Below are 18,660 nucleotides of genomic sequence, written 5' to 3' on the forward strand. Positions count from 1 at the left end.
TTTTAATGATTTAAGGTTCCAGAATTTACAACTGGTGATACATCCTTGTCAGCACATAATACAACCATTAGGTTGCTTACCATTGCCGCCTTGCGTTCTTCGTCAAGTTCAATGACTTCTTTCTCTTTTAACTGCTCAAGTGCTGCTTCAACCATGCTTACCGCGCCTTCAACAATTTTATGACGTGCCGCCACAATAGCAGTAGCTTGCTGTCTTCTCAACATAGCACTTGCTATTTCTTGAGCATATGCGAGATAACCGATTCTTGCTTCTAATATTTCAATTCCAGCTATGGCTAATCTCTCATCTAGCTCTTTTTCAAGATCTTCATTGACTTGCTTAATCCCTGAGCGCAAAGTGACGTCTGCTTGTTCATCGTCGAAGTTGTCGTAAGGATAGCTTCCTGCTAATTTTCTGACGGCAGCATCTGTTTGAACTCTCACAAAGTTTTCATAATCATCAACCTCAAATGCAGCTGAAAAAGTATCTTTTACGCGCCATACTAGTATTACTGATATCATAATAGGGTTACCAATGCTATCATTTACTTTGATGCGTTCACTGTCGAAGTTTCGGGCTCTCAGACTTATTTTTTTCTTTACATAAAAAGGATTTACCCAGTAAAATCCGTTTTCGCGTACTGTCCCGATGTATTTACCGAAAAGAACTAACACCCTAGACCCATTTGGGTTTACGTAAAAGAAGCCTGGCATCATGATCAACCATGGAAGTAACAATAACAGCCATATTGGTTGTTGAGTGATTGAAACCATGGCGATAAAAGTCCCTAGAAGAGCAAAGTTTACAAACAGTGCTAGGTAACCAGAGGCAGGAGTATGATTTTTTTCTTGTGATTGCATAGTCGTATTATTTAAGTTTTTTAATGAACTGAACCATCCCAGAAATCAGGCCATCGCTTAATGGCAGATCAGGATTATTATATGTGGCTGCATTGGCTGCTACATCATTTGCAGGTGCATCTTTTAAGACATGATTCATTCCCTCGATGATCAAAAGCTCACTTTCTGGATAAGCCTCTTTCAAACTATTAGCTTGTGGCATATCAATCTGCAAATCCGTTGTGCCATTTACAATTAACACCGGGATGTCTAGTTTTTTTATTTCTTCGGTGGGTGTATATGCGATATATGATTTTAAAAATGGTTGAATTTGAGGACCAAATATTGACGCTAAAAAAGGGTTGTATTCTTTTACAGTATAGCCTTCTTTGAGTGAATCAATGTTTACTCTAGCGTCTTCTTCCAAAACCGGTGATTGAGCAGCTAGTTGTCTCACTATTGCTTCACCAGCATCTTCTGCAAGTCCAGAGAGCGAAACAAATGCTTTTACATTTGGATTATTTTGAGCTGCTAGCATCCCAACCAGAGATCCTTGGCTATGCCCAACAATGACAATTTCGTTGTATCCTTTTTCTGAAAGAAAGGTTAGCCAACTTTTAGCGTCATCAATAAAGTGATCAAACCTGACACTTAGTGGATCCGTTACAGCTGCCTGACTTCCTGCTATGCCGCGTTTGTCATATCTCAGCACTGCAAAACCATTTTCAGAAAATTGTTCGGCGACCATCTTTAATGAATTGTTATTTAAACCTAAAGCACTATTTCCATCTTTATCAGTAGGGCCAGAGCCAGAGATCATTAATATGGCTGTTTTTATTTTTCCTTTAGTAGGAGTAGTTAATGCTCCATTTAGCGACCCATTTGATACAGATTCTTCCTTGAAAGACTGTGCACTCGCAGTAATAGACGTGAGTATTATTATAAGTGAAGTAAACGTTTTCATAATCAAATAATTGAATGATATTAAAATGATATCATTGTAATATACGATGTTATTTTCAAAATGGTTGTGTTCCGGAAATTTTGGTTCCTTTACAAAATGGAATTAAAACCTAATGAGTGGAAGGATTTTCATCACATGATGTATCAGATTTATCATGGGATAATAGCGCTAACATTGGTGCCATTTGCACTTCTTTTCCTGGAGTGGGATTCTAGTGCTAATAAGGTTGAGGGGTTTTCTAGTAGTCCGTCGTTTATAATTCTAGCGCAATTGATTTGGATTATTGCATATGCTAGCTGGTATGTTTGGAAAGGAGAAAAGGTGATGTATCGAATAGACGACAACTCCTCGATTTCAGAGAAAATGCGTGAGTTCAAAAAACGTAGCCTATTGAAATATGGAATTCTAGCTGTGGCTGGACTCCTAGCCGCTGGAGCAATGTGGATAAAACCTTCTTTTGTATTTGTTATTTCCTATTTCGCTATTCTAATACAATATTCGTTTCTAAGACCCTCTGAAGATAAGTTCGTAAGGGAGTTGAGAGTAACCAAAGAAGAGCGAGAAATGATGCATAGCAATTAATTAAAAAAGGCGTCTGCTTGTGCAGACGCCTTAGGTGATAGTAGTGATTAGAATTTATAAGGTTATCCCAAAGCTTATGGCACTAAGATTTGCATTTTCTCCATCGGCATTTATTGGGCCTCTATTTGCAGAGAAAACATCATTTAAGTCATAGTTAGCAAACAATTCTACGCCTTTCCATCCAATCTGAGCTCTAATTCCATATCTAAAGTTTTCAAGAAAGAAATTATCTCTTTCCTTGTCTTTTTCACGATCTCCATCTTCCTTGTACTTGAATTTAGTGTGACTTCCAATTCTATAACCTGCATATCCACCAACACCGAATCTAAATCCTTTACGAGAATATTTTTTAATTCGAATGCCGCCCGATTCAATGCTAGTAATTTTTCTTCTCCCCTTTGAGAAGTCAAACATTGGAACTACCGTCACATTGATGTAAGATGCAGTTAGCTTACTTTTCTTACCATTTTGACCTGCTGGTGCTAGGTTAAATTCTATTTCATTTGCGCCTTCTTCAATGATGTAGTCTGGATCTTGAAGTTTCCAATTATACCAGCTGATTCCAACTCCCCACTCGAGGAAGAGAGGTCCTCCAACCCACGTTCTATTCGTGCTATTTAGCCCAACATACCATGATCCGAAGGATTTAACGGTATATGGTGAATTTCCTTCAGGGAAACTTCCATCCTCTAGCCAGTTATTTAGTCCAATATCAATATTAAAGTGATGCGTGGTTTTGTCTACTCTTTCAGCTTCATATGTTACTTTTTTTCGATCTCCCCAATCATCCTCATCCCAATCATCCATTTCATCCGGATCAACATCAACTTCTACTCCTCCAAGTTTAATTCTAACTTCATCATCACTGATTTTCCAATCTTTCATTTCTACTTCATCCTCATTTACATACGCCTTACCATCCTGGATTTCCATGTATTCGACGCTGTCAGAAAGCTGATCATTTAAATCCCTTACCATCTGATTGATATCGTAGTTCTCTAATGAAGCAAGATCTTCTCTGCTTTTGGTTATGATCACGATCTTACTATTATTATTCAACTCTATGATCACTGTGTCCTGCTTACCTCTAACGAGATCAGTACTTGAGGCAGTTGCTGGGAATATCAGTATGAGTGCCAATAGTGTAAACAGTGGTTTCATTCTTCTATATTTTTTATCTATCGTTTTCATTTCCTTAGTCTTTTATAATGAGCTTCGTTCCTTTTTATTCTTCAATCCACCATTTAGCAGATTGTCCTTTGCTGTTTTAATGTCAGCTAACATATCTCCCGGAGCTAACTTTCCTGTAAGAGCAATGAATTTCTTCAAAACTCCAGTTGAGTCATTCTTTTGAGTTTCTTCAATCTTCTTTTCTGAAGATGCGATATATGTGATTTTTACTGTCCTAAAAGACGGTTCATCAACTGCTTCTTTTACTTCGTCCAAGATCACGGGTTTTTCAACTTCAGCTTCAGCCACTGCTGATTTGGTTTCAATATCCATTATCTCAGGTGCTACATCTTTTTCGATTTCTGGTTCAATAATTTCAATGTCATTGGCAACAGCAACCTGTGTATAAGTTTGAGGTTTTGGTTGAACCTTGTAAACCTTATTTTTAGATGAATTTTTCATTGGATTCTCATCCGCTTTTGGTTTTATCACCGGCAATTCGAAATTGATTACCTGCTGATTCACTGGATAATTAGCTTCTAAGGCTATTGGAGAAAAATTATCTTCTGAATTCACGGGCCAAACAAACCATGAAATGAATAATAAACTCACTGAGGCAGCTACCCAGTATACAACAGGGGTATTCTTTGGTCGAATTTGTTTTTCAACCTGAGACCAGGCTTTTGATGAAGGTGCTGCCTCCATGTGGCCTAGTTTTTCTCTAAATAACCGATCAATTTTTTGTTGATCCATTTGTAATCTTATTTTCTAGTTCGTTTTCCATTTCTGCCAGTCTGGTTTGCAACCATTTTCTGGCTCTGCTCAGTTGAGATTTAGAAGTATTTTCACTGATATCCAGTTGCTTCGAAATCTCTGCGTGACTATATCCCTCTATCGCATAGAGGTTAAAAACTGTTCTATACCCAACAGGTAGTTCTCCAATCAGCTTAAGTAAATCCTCTTGATCTAGTGCATCTTCCATTACACTTAAGTTTGGGCTGTCTGTGGCATTTTCTATGTCCGTTTGAAGTGACATATTCCGATTTTTCCGGATATACATCAAACAATCATTCACAAGAATGCGTCTTACCCAACCTTCAAAGCTTCCCTCACTTTTAAACTGATCCAACTTTTCAAAAACCTTTACTATGCCTCCAATCATTACATGCTCTGCTTCTTCGCGATCTTTAATGTATCTGAGGCATACTCCTAACATTTTAGGAGCTAGGCGATCATATAAACCACGCTGCGAAGAGGCCTTGCCTTTACGGCAGCCTTCGAGTAATTCTTCTTCGGTTAGTGACTTATTAATTCTCAGCATGGTTTTGACCTTCATGGGGTAGATGCAGCTAAAATGCTAATGGTTGCACGGGTGAAATTATTTAAAACAAAAAAAGTCGGCAAAAAGCCGACTTCTTATTTATTTCCTATTCGATTTGTTACTCATGGTCATGGTGGACATGATGTCGATGAAATCTATTTTGTCTCTTCAAAAGAAATTGCCACATGCTCCTCCACATATCATCAAAAGCATAGTGGATAATGTTTTTGAAATTGAGCCAGTTGTCTCTTTTCTTCTGTTCCATGTGTTTTAACTATAGCTGATGGTCTCTCAAATGTACACTTTTCAACGATAAAAAAGTATTTCTGTTGATTCAACCTTAAATAACTAGGAATTGTTAAATAGTATTCTTTGAATAATCTAATCTGATTTGCAACCACACAAAAAAAAGAGGGGTCAGGTAATAAACCTAAGCCCCTCTGTTAAGTATGAAGAGGAATACAAGGATATAGGCAGTCCGATTTTGATAATTGTAAAAAAGGTTGAAACTGGCTAACTGTAAAAAAGAAGATTTTTCTCACGAATGAGGGTTGTTAGCTTTAAAGCTTGTTTTAATAACAACTACGACCGACTGAAAGTGAATTGGATAATGATTGCAATAGGTTTAACCTTAGTATGTATTGCTTTAATATGGTATTCGAAATATCGCCCAAATAAAACGCAAGAACAAACCACTTTCAAGGAGGATGAGGATGAACTAAGTGAGATTTTTAATCGAGCAATTGAGGTCGTTTCAAGAGAAAAATATTTTCTCAATAAAAGTTTAAAGCTTTCGGATCTAGCCAAAGAGATTTCATCAAATGAAAGACTTTTATCACGCTCAATAAATAGATTCAGTAATGGCAACTTTAATAAGTTCATCAATTCATTTCGAATAGAGCATTCTAAAGAGTTACTCACAGGAGGTCAATTTGATCATTATACCATAGAGGCTATAGCCGATGAATGTGGGTTTTCTAATAAGGTTTCATTTTATAATGCCTTTAAAAGTGAGACAGGTATGTCTCCTACGCAATTTCGCGCTGTAAAACAGTCTAATTAGGCCATCCCCTATACTATTTTTTTAAATAAGTAAAAAAGCGTGATCCTTTATATAAAGAATCATGATTGTTTACATATGTAGCTGAAAATCAATAAGTAGGAGTGCTGTGAAATACGTTTTGGTTGAAACAAATCTCACCAATATGTATACTCAAATAGGACTAACAGAAAAAATTGCTATTGTGGAGGGAATGACCCACATGACTGGCAACATTGAGAATCAGCAATTACTTGTGCCAAATAATATGGCAGAAATATATATCCCGTTTAAAAACGTGGAATTCAAATGCATTGGAAGTGTTAGATCGATTACCTTGAAAGAAGGAGATGGATATTTCTTTATGCCAAGAAGAAGAGGTGCTTCCATATCATTATGCAATAATGCTTCTTGTTTAATTGTAAGAATTAATCCTTTGTATGCCAACAAGATTGCATATGGATTGAATGAAATTTCGAACGGAATCTCATTAGTTAATTTCTCAATTAGTCAGAAAAAGAGCTTAATACAAGCATGGGAAAATGAAGATACCTACATGGCAAGCGATGTCTTAGAGGAGATACTTCATCAAACCATTGATTTGTTCGAATACAATGACACCATACTAAACTCAATTGAACAAATCCAAGAATCTTTTGGTCGAACTTCAATAAAAGAAATCTATTCAAACTTGAATGTGAGCAAATCCAAGCTCGAGCAGCACTTTAATAGAGAAGTAGGTCTGACACCAAAAGAGTTCTGCAAGATTGAGAAGATTAACTATTTCATTAATTCCTATTTAGAAGACCCTGGACAGAGCTTAACAGAACTTACATATTTATGTGGGTATTATGATCAATCGCATCTTATTAAGGACTTTAAATACTTTCTAGACACTAGTCCCAAGAAGTTTTTTGCCCAGATGAAATAATAATGACTATTGACTGAGGTTAATGGAATCAAGTAGTACAAGAAGTTTCTTATGAAGCTTACTTTCTGAATCAATGAATATTTTCTTTTCATTGTGTATAAGAACAAAGGTTGGATGATCAATTGCTTGAATTTTTAACTGATCTTCAATGACAGAAGATTTAAGTATGGAAGCTAATTCTTCATTGATTTTCTCATTATAAATACTTTGATCTAAAGTATCTAGCGCTTGTACATGTATCTCATTTGCTTTTTCGCTAAACATTAAGGATTTGGTACCTAATGGAATTTGACCTGGGTAAACCTCAATCAAATAGTCATAGGAATGCTTCGAACATGAGATCAATATGAACCAAGCTATTAATATTAACCTATTCATCAAGTAGTTTAAAAATTGCGTTATAGTCTGATTCATCATTGATATTAAGCCCTTTTGCTTTTAACTCTTTTTTTATCGCCTTTTCTGGTTTATTGAAGATTTTAGAGAGCCCGCTAATTTTCATTTTGAATGCTTTAGTTTCATCAAAGTTATAAGCCCATATTGTGGACTTATATTTAAATTCATCTTGTGTTTGTCCACTGGAATAGGCACCTGTGTAATCGGCTTTTTCCAATATTTTTTCATGAGACATCAAAATCTGAATATTAGGAGACCGATAAATTTGAGTCATAACATAGCTCTTACCTTTTACGGTATGTTCTTGCCATCTATTGTTATCTATTAAGAAATAGGAGACTTGTTTTAGGGGTATGACGCCCTTCACTTTTTCTCCACGAATCATTATTAGCTCCTTAGCATATAAATTAATATTTCCGCTAATCAATAGTGAGTCTGATTTTTTGGTTATTAACCACATTTTTTTCGCGTCCTCAAACATATATGGGTGGCCCTTTATCCCACTATATCTATCATCGAACGTTCTTAGCGAATTACCAGATTCAATATTGTCAGCAGTTTGGCTCGTATTTACAAACCCTTTTTTTTCTTGCGCCAAAGTCATATTTATTAATAAAAGGTTGATAATAAGTGCTATCGTGAGTTTCATTTCTTAATGATCTTTTTAGTGTCAATGATTTCACCATTGCTATCGATGAATTCTGCGATATAGATACCTGGAAACAGTTTGCTAGTAGAGTAGACTTGTTTCTTAGCTAAATTGATTTGATCAATAGTTCTTCCCGATAATTCTCGGATATTCATTCGAAGCTTCCTCTCATCCAGCATACGGATATTTAATGTTTCAAATACCGGATTAGGATATAGCGCAATTGAACTTTCTTCTGCTACTGAGGAAACGATAGGTTCTCCGATACGAATGTTATCAATACTAATTCCCCATCCATTGAATTCCCCATCAACAATAAAGGAGAATCTGATAAGTAGGTTGTCATTTATGGCGAATGGTAGATTATCGTCAATTAATATAATTTCTCGATTGCGATATAGAGACGGATCAGCTACTGCTAAAGAGCCATCCTGATTATCTGTAGAGTTAAATCTTTCCAACCATGATGCATTGCTGCTGGCATCTGCTATTTCTCCTATTTGAGTCCATGACGCTCCGTTATCTTGAGATCCTTCAATTAGTAAGAAGTCACTGGTTGGTTGAGAAAGAAGAATTTCTTCGAATGAGAGCATTGTCGATTCTTGCAGATTAATTGGATGTTTTAGCATGAATGAAGCAAGACCTTCAGCATCGTTACTATAAGGATGCTCGGTTCCAATTGAATTCGAGTTAAAACCTTCTCGGTTATCTATTTTGAGATTAATAAGTTCCAGTGAATCGCTGGCTTGGGGTGTGTCAAAGCTCAATTCGTAATAATCTACAGGATCACCTATTTCGATCACTTTAGCAAATGAAAATCCTTCGGAAGGAAACGTGATGGTATTTTCATTAATAGATTTATCCTGTACATGTATTTGGTAAAATAAGGTGTCGCTTAAGCTTAAACCAAGATCTTGTTGACTCTTGCTAAATGCAAAGCCATTTTCGATATTTTCTAGCATGCTAAGACCCGCAAATTGACTATTATTTGAATTTGAAGTTTTGTACTCTATATATGCTGTATCAATGCCAAAATTGTCGCTTGCTTGCAATTGAATGTTGACATCACTTTCTGTGATAAAGCTGATAGGAATATGTGCGATAGATGGAGCTTCAAGGTCTTGGGATTTTGCAACAGAGAGAGCATTCAGGGAGCCGCCATTAGGGAATTGATATAGACGGCCGTCTGGACTTGTATACTCAAAATAGTATTGAGTTTCTGCTGGTAAGTCGTCATATGGTACGTTTACTTCAAACGTTATTTCGCTAAGCAAACTTTCATTTAGTGGGTAGGATGTAGTTGTTGAAAATTCATCTCCTGACACTATGAGTATGATGTTTTCGCTAATAATTGATGAATCACTTTCAATATCGAGCAAAAATCTTATTGGTTCATCCGGAGATTCGGCGAATAGAATCTCTTGATGATTCAAAAATGTGTGTACCCATCCCATTTCGGCGAATATTGCCTGTGTTACTTCTCCCGGTAAATGGATTGCTTCGCCAAGACCAAATTGTGGACTCATAAGAGAATTTTCGTTTCCAGCTGGAAATACCGCTTCATCCAGATGAGAAATGCTAGATCCTCCATTCCATGGATTGGGAGCATAAATAGGAGGGAATGTTCCATATGTATTTCTGGCAAGATTACTGCCGAATGCTACACTGTTATTGGTGACTGCATCTAGTAGCTCCTCTGAATTATTTGGATAGATACTCTCATTAATAAGTTGATTTTCTAGTTGATCAAATAGGTATAGATCATAAATGATAGGCATGTTTGTTTGGCCAGTATTATCTAGCCCCCAAACTGCCAACTGCGCATTGGCCCCAAAAGAAGCTGAAAAACCCAAACCATGACCAATCTCATGCAATACGACCGATACTAAATCAAATTGATTCGAGGGTGGATTTGCATCGGTCCCATAATACCAATCAATTTGGCTATTGAAATTTGCTGAAATTTCGGATTGTGCCTCAAAATTCAATTGTTTTCGAGCAAGTTTCTCAGCCAAAGCAAGAGGGTATCTGACATCTTTTTCAGGAGCATTTTCAAAGTTGCTTACCGTGCTTGTAGCACTTGCAGATCCTAGTACCCCTGAACCTAATTGAGACCAGTTGGCAGTAATTCGAATTGGAACTTCAGAAGTGATAGTTCGTGCCCAGATATCTACTGCATATTGAAAGGCTGCTTGAGCTTCTTCTGTAAAGCCATTATATGCTACAGATATATGTGATGTTGGTTCTGTCATCCTGATAAGTCTGGCTGAAAACAACTTAGCTGGTACATGAGTGTTTTCAACTTTGTTTGATGCATAACAAATTGTTTCTTCTCCTGGATGAAATTGAATTTGTTGAGCAATTAATGTGTAGGGAATAAGGAAAAATATGAAATGCCATTTTTTCATTGATGAAAGCGGTTAAAAAAAGGGCCAAAAAGGCCCTTTTAGTTAAGAATCTGAGTTTGTTTAATAAGAATCGTTCTGCTCTAAAGCAGCGTTTGTATCTACTTCAGTTTGAGGGATAGGCAGTATTAACCTATCGTCTGTAGTGATACTTGGTTTAAGAGTTCTAACATTACCTAGTCTAATAGCATCAAACCATGCATGACTTCCCTCAAAAGCCATTTCTTTGACTTTTTCTTCTTGAAGTTCATCTAAGAAATCAGCAATGGAAGTGGCAGTTGACCTTGGTAATCCAACGCGATCGCTAACTAGAAATAGTTCATCCTTAGCAGCCTCTAAATCAGGTGATGCCTGTCTAGCAAGAGCTTCTGCTTTAATGAAATGAAGTTCCGCTAAACGCATAATGTACGTAGGATCATCTTGAGTATTCACATTTGGATACTTAAGTACTTCAGGAATTGCATTCACAACTGAAGCTTCTCGAGGGTCTCCCGATATAAGATTCAAGAAAGCTGTAGTTGGAGCATAATCTTGACGACCGCCGTTTGCCTGACTTATGAAAAAGAATGAATGACCAGATTGTTCCACTGTTGCATTAGCAAACATTCCAAAAATCAATTCACTAGAAGCGAGCCTGTTAACGAAAATGTCTCCATAGTTAGCCTCTAGTTCGAAATTAGGAACTACATCATCCACAAGATCAATTGCAGTCGAATAATCCTCCATGTAGAGTGCTACTCTTGCTCTCAATGCTCTTGCTGCATCAGCAGATACAAGATAGCTCAATGAAAAATCGGGAGCATTATTTATTGCAAAGTCAAGATCTGAAACAATAGATGCATATGATTCAGCCACTGTAGATCTTGGAAGGTCCTTGTTTGTAGTGTTACCAGGAACCAGCCTAAGTGGAATTCCGTCAGGTGAACCCTGTTCCCAAAATCTTCCAAAGAATCTCAACGCATCAAAATGAGCAAGAGCTCTCAAGAAGTGAGCTTCAGCCAAAAGTTCATTTTTCCTTCCTTCAGCAAAAGTTGACGCATCTAAAAGCTCTACAGCAGTAATAACATTTGAAGTCCTATCTGCCATTTCATAAATATCATCCCACGTGTTCAAAAGTGTATTGTCTACTGGGTTGACATTATTATTTTCCGAATCAAACGTTGAATTTCTAGTGGTTGAAGCATTTGATCCTAAATAGATGAATTGATTTTCACCCCAGATCACATGCATTCTACCATAATAACCATCCTGGTTCATTGCAGCATATGCACCTGTAAGTGCAGACTCTGCATCATTAGGATTGGTAATAGCGGTCGCATCCGACAAACTTTGAGCCGGAACTGTGTCTAAATTATCATAGAGGTCACACGAAGTAACCATAACTAATAAAACGACTATGTATGTGAATTTTATTAATATATTTTTCATAATATTCTTCGAGTTTAAAATCCTAGCTTAACACCGAAAGTGTAAGTCTTACCGCCTGGATAAGTACTATTATCTACACCAAGTGCAGTACTGTTATTTTGACCAAAAGTGTTGATTTCAGGATCTACTCCTGAATAATCTGTAATAGTCAAAAGGTTAGTACCCTGAGCGAATACAATCACATTGGATAGGAATGTATTTGAAAGAAGCGATTCTGGAAGAGAATATCCTAGACGTAATGTTTTCAGTCTAATGAATGATCCATCTTCTACAAATAGGCTTGAGTTTCTTGCGTTATCATTTGGATCTCCTTGCACCACTCTTGGTAGTGAAGCATCTGTGTTATCTGGAGTCCATCTGTCAAGAACACGAGTAGATACATTATCAGCATCCTCAAAAATCAATGATTCTGTGTTAGTCAAATTGATAATGTCATTTCCTTGTGAGAATTGGAAGAACGCAGTCAGGCTTAGACCTTTGTACGTAGTAGTACTCGTAATACCACCTATAAAGTCCGGCTGCGCAGATCCAGTGATCACTCTATCATCAGCAGTAATTACACCATCTCCATTCGTGTCCTGAAATCTTAAATCACCTGGTGATGTACCAGCTGCTTGATATAAACCTGTAGGAGAAGCAGCATTTAGCTCATCAATTTCATCCTGTGTTTGGAATATACCTTCTACCTGATGTCCATAAAATGCTCCAATTGATTCACCAACTCTTACAATACTTTGATTGAATCCAGTTGCTAGAATATCATTTTCATCTACAAGCGAAACGATTTTATTTCTGTTGAAAGCAATGTTACCTGCAATGTTCCATTGGAAATTGTCGGTATAAACTACGTCACCAGAAAGTTCAATTTCTATTCCTTTGTTTTCAATTTCACCTATATTTTGGTTTACATTATTGAAGCCAGTTGTTCTTGGAAGTGGAGCAATTAGTAATACATCAGTTGTTGTTTTTACGTAATAATCAATGGAACCACTAATTCTAGATCCCCAAAGACCAAAGTCTAAGCCAACATCCAATTGTGCTGTTTCTTCCCATTTCAACTCAGGATTTGCAATTTGATTCGGAGCTGTCCCAGGGTTTCCTCCATATGAAAAACCTCCACCAAATAAACCTCGAGAAGCAAAGTCCCCAACTCTATGGTTACCAGTGATACCCCAACTAGCTCTAACCTTTAGGTTGTTAAGCGTTTCAACATTAAAGAAGGCTTCGTTCATTACATTCCAACCAACTGCTACAGAAGGGAAGAACCCAAATCTATTATCTTCACCAAATCTTGAGCTACCATCAGTTCTAACTGTCACTGTAGCTAGATAACGATCGTTGTAAGCATAGTTAACTCTACCAAAATATGACTGAAGACCCCACTCGGTCTTTAATCCATCAACGTTATTAGGAGTCGATGCTGAGTTTAGTGTTCTTAATATGTCGTTTGGTAATCCAGCTGCTGAAGCTGAAAACTGGTCCCTATCAACCAATTGCCACTCCGCACCAGCAAGAACATTAAATCTGTGACTTTCATTTAAGTCAAATTGATAATTGGCTGTGAATGTATTGTTGAAAGTTCTTTGCTCATCAAAACCTCTTTCAATAAACACATTTCCAAAAATTGTACCACCGAGGGTAGTGCTTGGCCAGTATAGTTCACGATTAACAGCTACTCGATCTAAGGAGATCGTTCCCTTAAGAATTAAGTTATCGATCACTTCGTATTGTGCGTAAAATGAACCTAAGAATCGATTGCTGACAAATACATTTTCATAAGTTGTAGCTGCTACAGCATTGTCGAATTGGTTAGTAGCGGCAAACGTTCCGTCATCATTATAAATTGGAAGATCAGGCCTAGTTCTAAGCGCACTGAAATATGGACCAATTATGAAGTTGTCATTTGATTGGATTTCGTCTTTTGTATTACCAAACAATAAGGAAGTACCAAATGTAACTTTATCTGAAAGCTGAGCATCAAGATTCACACGTGCTGTAGTCCTTCTAAACTCAGTGCCAAGCATCGTACCTTCTTGATTGTCATTCTGAAGTGATACGAAATAATTTAGATTGTTATTTCCTCCAGAAGCAGATACATTGAACTGACTGATTGCAGCTGTTCTAAAAATAGCATCCAGCCAATCAGTATTAGTTTCATCGCCTGCCTGACGATAGAAAGCATCATTCGGAGTACCTCCTGCATTAGTTACTGATTCTCTATGCAGTTCTTCATATTGATCCGCATTTAGAAGACTTGGTAGCTCAAAGACTTCAGATACACCCCTCGTATAGGAAACATTAATCTTCGCTTGTCCTCCGCTACCTCTTTTTGTGGTTATTAAAACCACTCCATTTGCAGCTCTACTACCGTAGATTGCAGTGGCGGAAGCATCTTTTAGTACTTCAATAGAGGCAACATCGTTGAAATTAATCTGGTTGAGAGAGTTACCAGTTTGACCTCCAAAACCTCCAAAAGTACCTTGATTGGTAGACTGGGTGTCAAAACTTTCAACTGGAACACCATCAATCACATAAAGTGGCTGATTGTTAGAGTTAATCGATGATGCTCCTCTAACTCTTACCGAAATACCACCACCAGGTTGACCGTTTGCTGATATTACATTTACACCAGCTACTCTACCTTGAAGCGCTTGGTCAACGCCAGGTACCGGCAGATCTTGTAGGTCATCACCTTTTACTTGTCCAATAGCACCTGTTAAATCAGATTTTTGTTGGACTCCATAACCAGTGACAACAACTTCTTGGAGTTCAGTAACCCCTCCCATAGTTACATCAACTATGGATCGTGTTCCTACATTAACTTCTTGTGTTTCAAAACCCACGTAAGAAAATGTAAGAGTCACATCACCATCATTGATCTGTAGCCGATAGTTACCATCAATATCTGTCGTAACACCTGTGGTAGATCCCTTGATCACCACATTCACTCCGGGTAAACCTTCACCGAGATCATCGGTGACTTTACCGGATACCGTCCTCTGAGCGTAGACTTGAACTACTGCAAAGAGGCACACAATCAATGAAAAGAAAAACTTTTTCATAAGCATGATTTGTTTGTTAAAAATGATTTTAAACCTGTAAGAGTAGCTGTGAAAAAGTCGAAATAATTGTAAAAAAAAAGCCCACAAATCGTAAGGGATTTGAGGGCTAGAAGCGTCTTTAAGGCTATTTTACAATTTTTGGAAAAAAGTTCTAGTTAAAGAAATCGAAGAAGCTTCTTCGTTTTTCAAGCTTTAAATCTTGTAGTATCGAGGACTTTACCCTTATAGAGAGAAAGTAGGATTGGAACCTTCCGAATGGTACCCAGTCGAAGTTCATCGTCCAACAGTGCAAATCACGAGAAACACCTACCCGCGTTGTTGTAAAGTCTTTTGCTTCAAAATCGTAACCAGAATTAAATGTGATTTGAGTATTGTCAGTAAGGCCTAGTGTGCCGCTAAGTTGAAAACTCTGCCTGATAGTAGGATCTTGGAAGCCGACCTTTGTTCTATTTATGGAATACTGCATACGCAATGTCCATGGAACGCTGAAGTCAACATACAAATTAGGATTGTTTTGAATGTGGTCAAGTTGTTGTCGCTCCAGTTGGGTTAAACCATCAAACCCAACATCTTCATCAGGTGGAGCCAGGTCATCACCTACTTGTCCCAAACTAGTTATAGGGCTGGTGCTGTTAGCATTACTTCTACCTGAAGATCGACCAGGTGCAAGATTTAAGCTAATAGCAGTATTTAAGCTAGTCAGCCTTCCTAATCCATTCCCGTTGTTCCATGTAAATCTATCCAATCTTCTCTGAGTTACTATTCTATCTCCACTTGAACTAGTTGACTCGGATAGAAGTAAATATTCATATGGATCTAGTGTTCCAGTAACGTTCAAACTTAATTTACCATCGAAAAAACTGGTTCTTGCATTGAAGTTAATATTGCTAAGCTTGAATGAGTCGGCAGCAAGATTGTAACCACTACTGACACCTAAATTGTCGAAAATTGAGACTTTCTTAAATCCATTTACAGTATCCTTTTTACTTGAAACTTTCATCTCGAGATTATTTGAGAGCGCAAAACCTAATGTCTTACTCTCGCCTCCAGGTGGTGATCCGTAAGCAAAGCCTTCGAATTTACTTACCCTGGTAGTGTTGCCTTCTTCATCGATTCTTAAGTCGCTATAAACTCCAAATCTTGGGTCTGAAAAATCAGGACTATAATTGAATGATACACTCGGTGTCATAACATGCCGTATCGCCTGTATTTTTCCTTTTGGGAAAAATACGGTTCCGTAAACTCGGGTATTTAATGAAGCTCCCGTGGACCAACTACCTGCTCTACTAAAACCGCTTACTGTATCAATTCGAACTCCATTTTCTGCTTCAATATATTCATACTGAAGTTCTTTGGTATACCATAATTCTTCATAGTTAAAGCTAGGGTTTATGGTAAAATATTTAAGAATACTTAGAGAGGTGGAGATCGGAATGGTATGCTTAGCACCCAGCTGTGACCTTCTAAATATTTCATTGAAGTTGTTGCTATTAAACGATATAACTGAGTCAGATCTCGCATCTCTATTAATTACTTCAAAACTTGTACTTCTTACTCTATCGTTTGTGAGGTCATTTCTAGCAACCAAATTATGGCTGAAGTTTAGTTTAGATAATGGCGATTTACTTGACTTAACTACGTTTTTAAAAGGATAAATCCTATTCATATTAACCGTCAAATCTGGTAGCGTCAGATTAACAATGCCTGATTGTAAATTCTGACTATGCCTTAAATTGGTAGACATATTGAAAGGTGTCCCAACAAATGTTTTTCTGTAGCTTATACTAGATGCAAGTTGCGAGTTAATACTCCTGTTAAAATCTTGAACTACAAGGTTATTATTTTGAGTGAATGTTCTCGTAGCGGCATTTACCGAAGCAGAAAAAGATGAATTCCCTCGTGATTCTGGGCTGTGATTCCATCTGATACTATAATCATTGGTTTCAAGAGGATTTTCAATATCATCAGAAACAGAGTTGGTATATGAGAAATTAAATGTCCCTCTGAAAGAATATCTCTTAAAGTAGTTTGATACTGCGTTAACACCACTACCTCCTTTTGAATAAATATCACCGGTAAGTCTCAGGTCAACATAATCACTTATAGCGAAATAATATCCGCCATTTCTTAGGAAGAAACCCCTTCTTTGTTCTTCGCCATAAGAAGGTACAATGATGCCTGAAGATTTTTCTTTCGGCTGTGGAAACATTCCGAAAGGAAAAAATATAGGTGTTGGCGCATCTCTAAACCTCATGTTGAATGGACCTGAAACAACTTTATTGTTGGGTATTACTTTTAATCTCGAAGATTTTATGGAAAAGTGAGGGTGTTCAAGATTACAAGTCGTGTAAGCAGCCCCTTTTATAAATAATTCATCTTCAGCATTCTTCTTTACATCTTCACCGTGCATGAAGCCACCTTGTTTCTCAGTAATTACTCCTTTGATTAATGCCCTTTCAGATTTGAAATTGTAAACTATATCGTCCGTAACATATACATCAGGACCTTCAGTGAAAACAGGTTTGCCTATTTTCTTACCGGTTGAATCTGTTACATATTTAGCTTTCAAGGTTCGTTTATTCCAATCGACATCTGTACGCTCTGCATCTAAAGAAACTCTACCATAGTCAATATGAGTTTCGCCGTATAGGAAGAGCTCACGACTCTTAACATTGAAGAAAAGTGAGTCTTTCGCGTTGTAATTAATAGTAGTTTGTATGTCACTTTTGTTTTCCTTAGCCGAATTTATCGAAGTAGTGTCAGTGATTGTTGAATCTAGAGCACTGCTCATAAGTAAACTATCGGCCAGAGGAATATCAACATCTGCAAGTACAGATGTTGAGTCATTTTCCTGCGATTTTGCAGAAAATGAAAGAATCAAACAGAAAAGTATAATGAGACACCTCAATCCAACTCGCTTTTTTGAAAATGAACTATGACCAAACTATCTTTGAGATGTTTAAATGTTGGCACATTTGGCAAATTTTTTGCACTTAATAGTGTAGGAAAATTACTACCATGGCCGATTTTTCTAACTTTTGCGTAAAAGTATTTCATTTTAGACAATAAAGGAGTGAGAAATCTAGTACTACCCATCGGATTGACATTATTTTTTGTTTTAGCGGCATTTAATCCCGTTGGTAAAAAAAGTTTTGAGGTTACCAAAATCGTTATCGATCCTGGACATGGGGGTAAGGATCCTGGGACCCAAGGATCTTACACGAAAGAAAAAGATGTAGCTCTTCAAGTAGCGCTTAAAGTAGGTGAATATGTAAAAAAATATATTCCCGATGTTGAGATCATCTACACGCGCAAGGACGACACTTTTATAGAGCTTGAAAAAAGATCGGAAATGGCTAATAATCATAATGCTGATTTGTTTGTCTCGATCCATGCAAACTCCTTACCAAAAAAGACTCCTTTTACTAGAAAGCAATCGATAAAGGGATCAGAGGTTTACGTTATGGGAGCTCAAAATACCGACAGAGCCCTTGATGTAGCGAAAAGAGAAAACTCTGTAATACTTCTTGAGGAAGATTATGAAAAGAATTATGATTTTGATCCTCAGTCCGAAGAATCATACATTCTTTATAATCTCACACAATCCGCATATCAGGATAATAGTCTTATGCTTGCAAGCCTAATTGATGATCAACTTAAAAATCGGGCTGGAAGAAGAAGCTATGGAGTTAAGCAATCTAGTCTGTATGTGATGTGGAGTACTGCAATGCCTAGTGTGTTAGTTGAAATTGGCTACCTTTCCAATCCGGAGGAGGAGAAGGAGTTGAATAACTCTGAAGTTCAATCATATATTGCTTCAGGAATATACAGAGCTATAAAGGAATACAAGGAAGCATTTGATGCTCAGAACTAA

The 18,660-nt window shown here is 37.2% G+C and carries 16 protein-coding genes; 4 read left to right on the forward strand and 12 right to left on the reverse strand.

All coding sequences use genetic code 11. The features are described 5' to 3' along the window. Positions 1-2 precede the first annotated feature (2 nt). Both ACY650_RS12520 and ACY650_RS12525 read right to left on the reverse strand, forming a co-directional pair. Positions 3-860, reverse strand: coding sequence for an SPFH domain-containing protein (locus tag ACY650_RS12520; RefSeq protein ID WP_462247942.1), 858 nt, complete (start codon positions 858-860; stop codon positions 3-5). 7 nt (positions 861-867) lie between these two features. Continuing rightward, positions 868-1,803 (reverse strand): alpha/beta hydrolase, encoded by a 936-nt coding sequence (locus tag ACY650_RS12525; protein WP_462247944.1) that lies wholly within the window; start codon positions 1,801-1,803, stop codon positions 868-870. A 96-nt stretch (positions 1,804-1,899) separates the two neighbouring features. Here ACY650_RS12525 and ACY650_RS12530 point away from each other — a divergent pair, with 96 nt between their 5' ends. Continuing rightward, the gene (locus ACY650_RS12530) at positions 1,900-2,385 is read left to right on the forward strand and encodes a hypothetical protein (RefSeq protein WP_462247946.1); all 486 of its coding nucleotides are present in this window, start codon (positions 1,900-1,902) and stop codon (positions 2,383-2,385) included. Positions 2,386-2,439: 54 nt separating this feature from the next. On the opposite strand, the gene ACY650_RS12535 is transcribed toward ACY650_RS12530, so the two are convergent. From ACY650_RS12535 to ACY650_RS12550, 4 genes are all read right to left on the reverse strand, one after another. Beyond that, a complete protein-coding gene (locus tag ACY650_RS12535) occupies positions 2,440-3,546 on the reverse strand; it encodes a hypothetical protein (RefSeq protein WP_462247948.1) in 1,107 nt (368 codons plus the stop codon). Positions 3,547-3,588: 42 nt separating this feature from the next. After that, positions 3,589-4,308 (reverse strand): hypothetical protein, encoded by a 720-nt coding sequence (locus ACY650_RS12540; protein ID WP_462247950.1) that lies wholly within the window; start codon positions 4,306-4,308, stop codon positions 3,589-3,591. Then, the gene (locus tag ACY650_RS12545; RefSeq protein ID WP_462247951.1) at positions 4,289-4,876 is read right to left on the reverse strand and encodes an RNA polymerase sigma factor; all 588 of its coding nucleotides are present in this window, start codon (positions 4,874-4,876) and stop codon (positions 4,289-4,291) included. The genes ACY650_RS12540 and ACY650_RS12545 overlap by 20 nt, the downstream gene beginning before the upstream one ends. A gap of 118 nt (positions 4,877-4,994) precedes the next feature. Next, positions 4,995-5,141, reverse strand: a complete 147-nt coding sequence (locus tag ACY650_RS12550; protein WP_462247953.1) for a hypothetical protein — start codon at positions 5,139-5,141, stop codon at positions 4,995-4,997. 345 nt (positions 5,142-5,486) lie between these two features. Here ACY650_RS12550 and ACY650_RS12555 point away from each other — a divergent pair, with 345 nt between their 5' ends. Next, positions 5,487-5,939, forward strand: a complete 453-nt coding sequence (locus ACY650_RS12555; protein ID WP_462247954.1) for a helix-turn-helix domain-containing protein — start codon at positions 5,487-5,489, stop codon at positions 5,937-5,939. A gap of 142 nt (positions 5,940-6,081) precedes the next feature. After that, entirely contained in the window at positions 6,082-6,846 is a 765-nt protein-coding gene (locus ACY650_RS12560) for a helix-turn-helix domain-containing protein (RefSeq protein ID WP_462247956.1), read from the forward strand. A 6-nt stretch (positions 6,847-6,852) separates the two neighbouring features. Here the strand turns inward: ACY650_RS12560 and ACY650_RS12565 are convergent, their stop codons facing one another. From ACY650_RS12565 to ACY650_RS12590, 6 genes are all read right to left on the reverse strand, one after another. Next, on the reverse strand, positions 6,853-7,224 hold the full coding sequence (locus ACY650_RS12565; RefSeq protein WP_462247958.1) for a hypothetical protein: 372 nt from the start codon (positions 7,222-7,224) through the stop codon (positions 6,853-6,855). Then, entirely contained in the window at positions 7,217-7,891 is a 675-nt protein-coding gene (locus tag ACY650_RS12570) for a hypothetical protein (protein ID WP_462247960.1), read from the reverse strand. The genes ACY650_RS12565 and ACY650_RS12570 overlap by 8 nt, the downstream gene beginning before the upstream one ends. Then, on the reverse strand, positions 7,888-10,299 hold the full coding sequence (locus ACY650_RS12575; protein ID WP_462247962.1) for a T9SS type A sorting domain-containing protein: 2,412 nt from the start codon (positions 10,297-10,299) through the stop codon (positions 7,888-7,890). Before ACY650_RS12575 ends, ACY650_RS12570 begins: the two co-directional genes overlap by 4 nt. 60 nt (positions 10,300-10,359) lie before the next feature. Continuing rightward, positions 10,360-11,724, reverse strand: a complete 1,365-nt coding sequence (locus tag ACY650_RS12580; protein WP_462247963.1) for a RagB/SusD family nutrient uptake outer membrane protein — start codon at positions 11,722-11,724, stop codon at positions 10,360-10,362. 14 nt (positions 11,725-11,738) lie between these two features. Further along, a complete protein-coding gene (locus tag ACY650_RS12585) occupies positions 11,739-14,786 on the reverse strand; it encodes a SusC/RagA family TonB-linked outer membrane protein (protein ID WP_462247965.1) in 3,048 nt (1,015 codons plus the stop codon). Between the two features lie 151 nt (positions 14,787-14,937). Continuing rightward, a complete protein-coding gene (locus ACY650_RS12590) occupies positions 14,938-17,667 on the reverse strand; it encodes a putative LPS assembly protein LptD (protein WP_462247967.1) in 2,730 nt (909 codons plus the stop codon). A 192-nt stretch (positions 17,668-17,859) separates the two neighbouring features. Here ACY650_RS12590 and ACY650_RS12595 point away from each other — a divergent pair, with 192 nt between their 5' ends. Beyond that, positions 17,860-18,660 (forward strand): N-acetylmuramoyl-L-alanine amidase family protein, encoded by an 801-nt coding sequence (locus ACY650_RS12595; protein ID WP_462247968.1) that lies wholly within the window; start codon positions 17,860-17,862, stop codon positions 18,658-18,660.

Origin of the sequence: Ekhidna sp. (assembly GCF_963691765.1) — a bacterium.
Taxonomy (GTDB): domain Bacteria; phylum Bacteroidota; class Bacteroidia; order Cytophagales; family Cyclobacteriaceae; genus Ekhidna.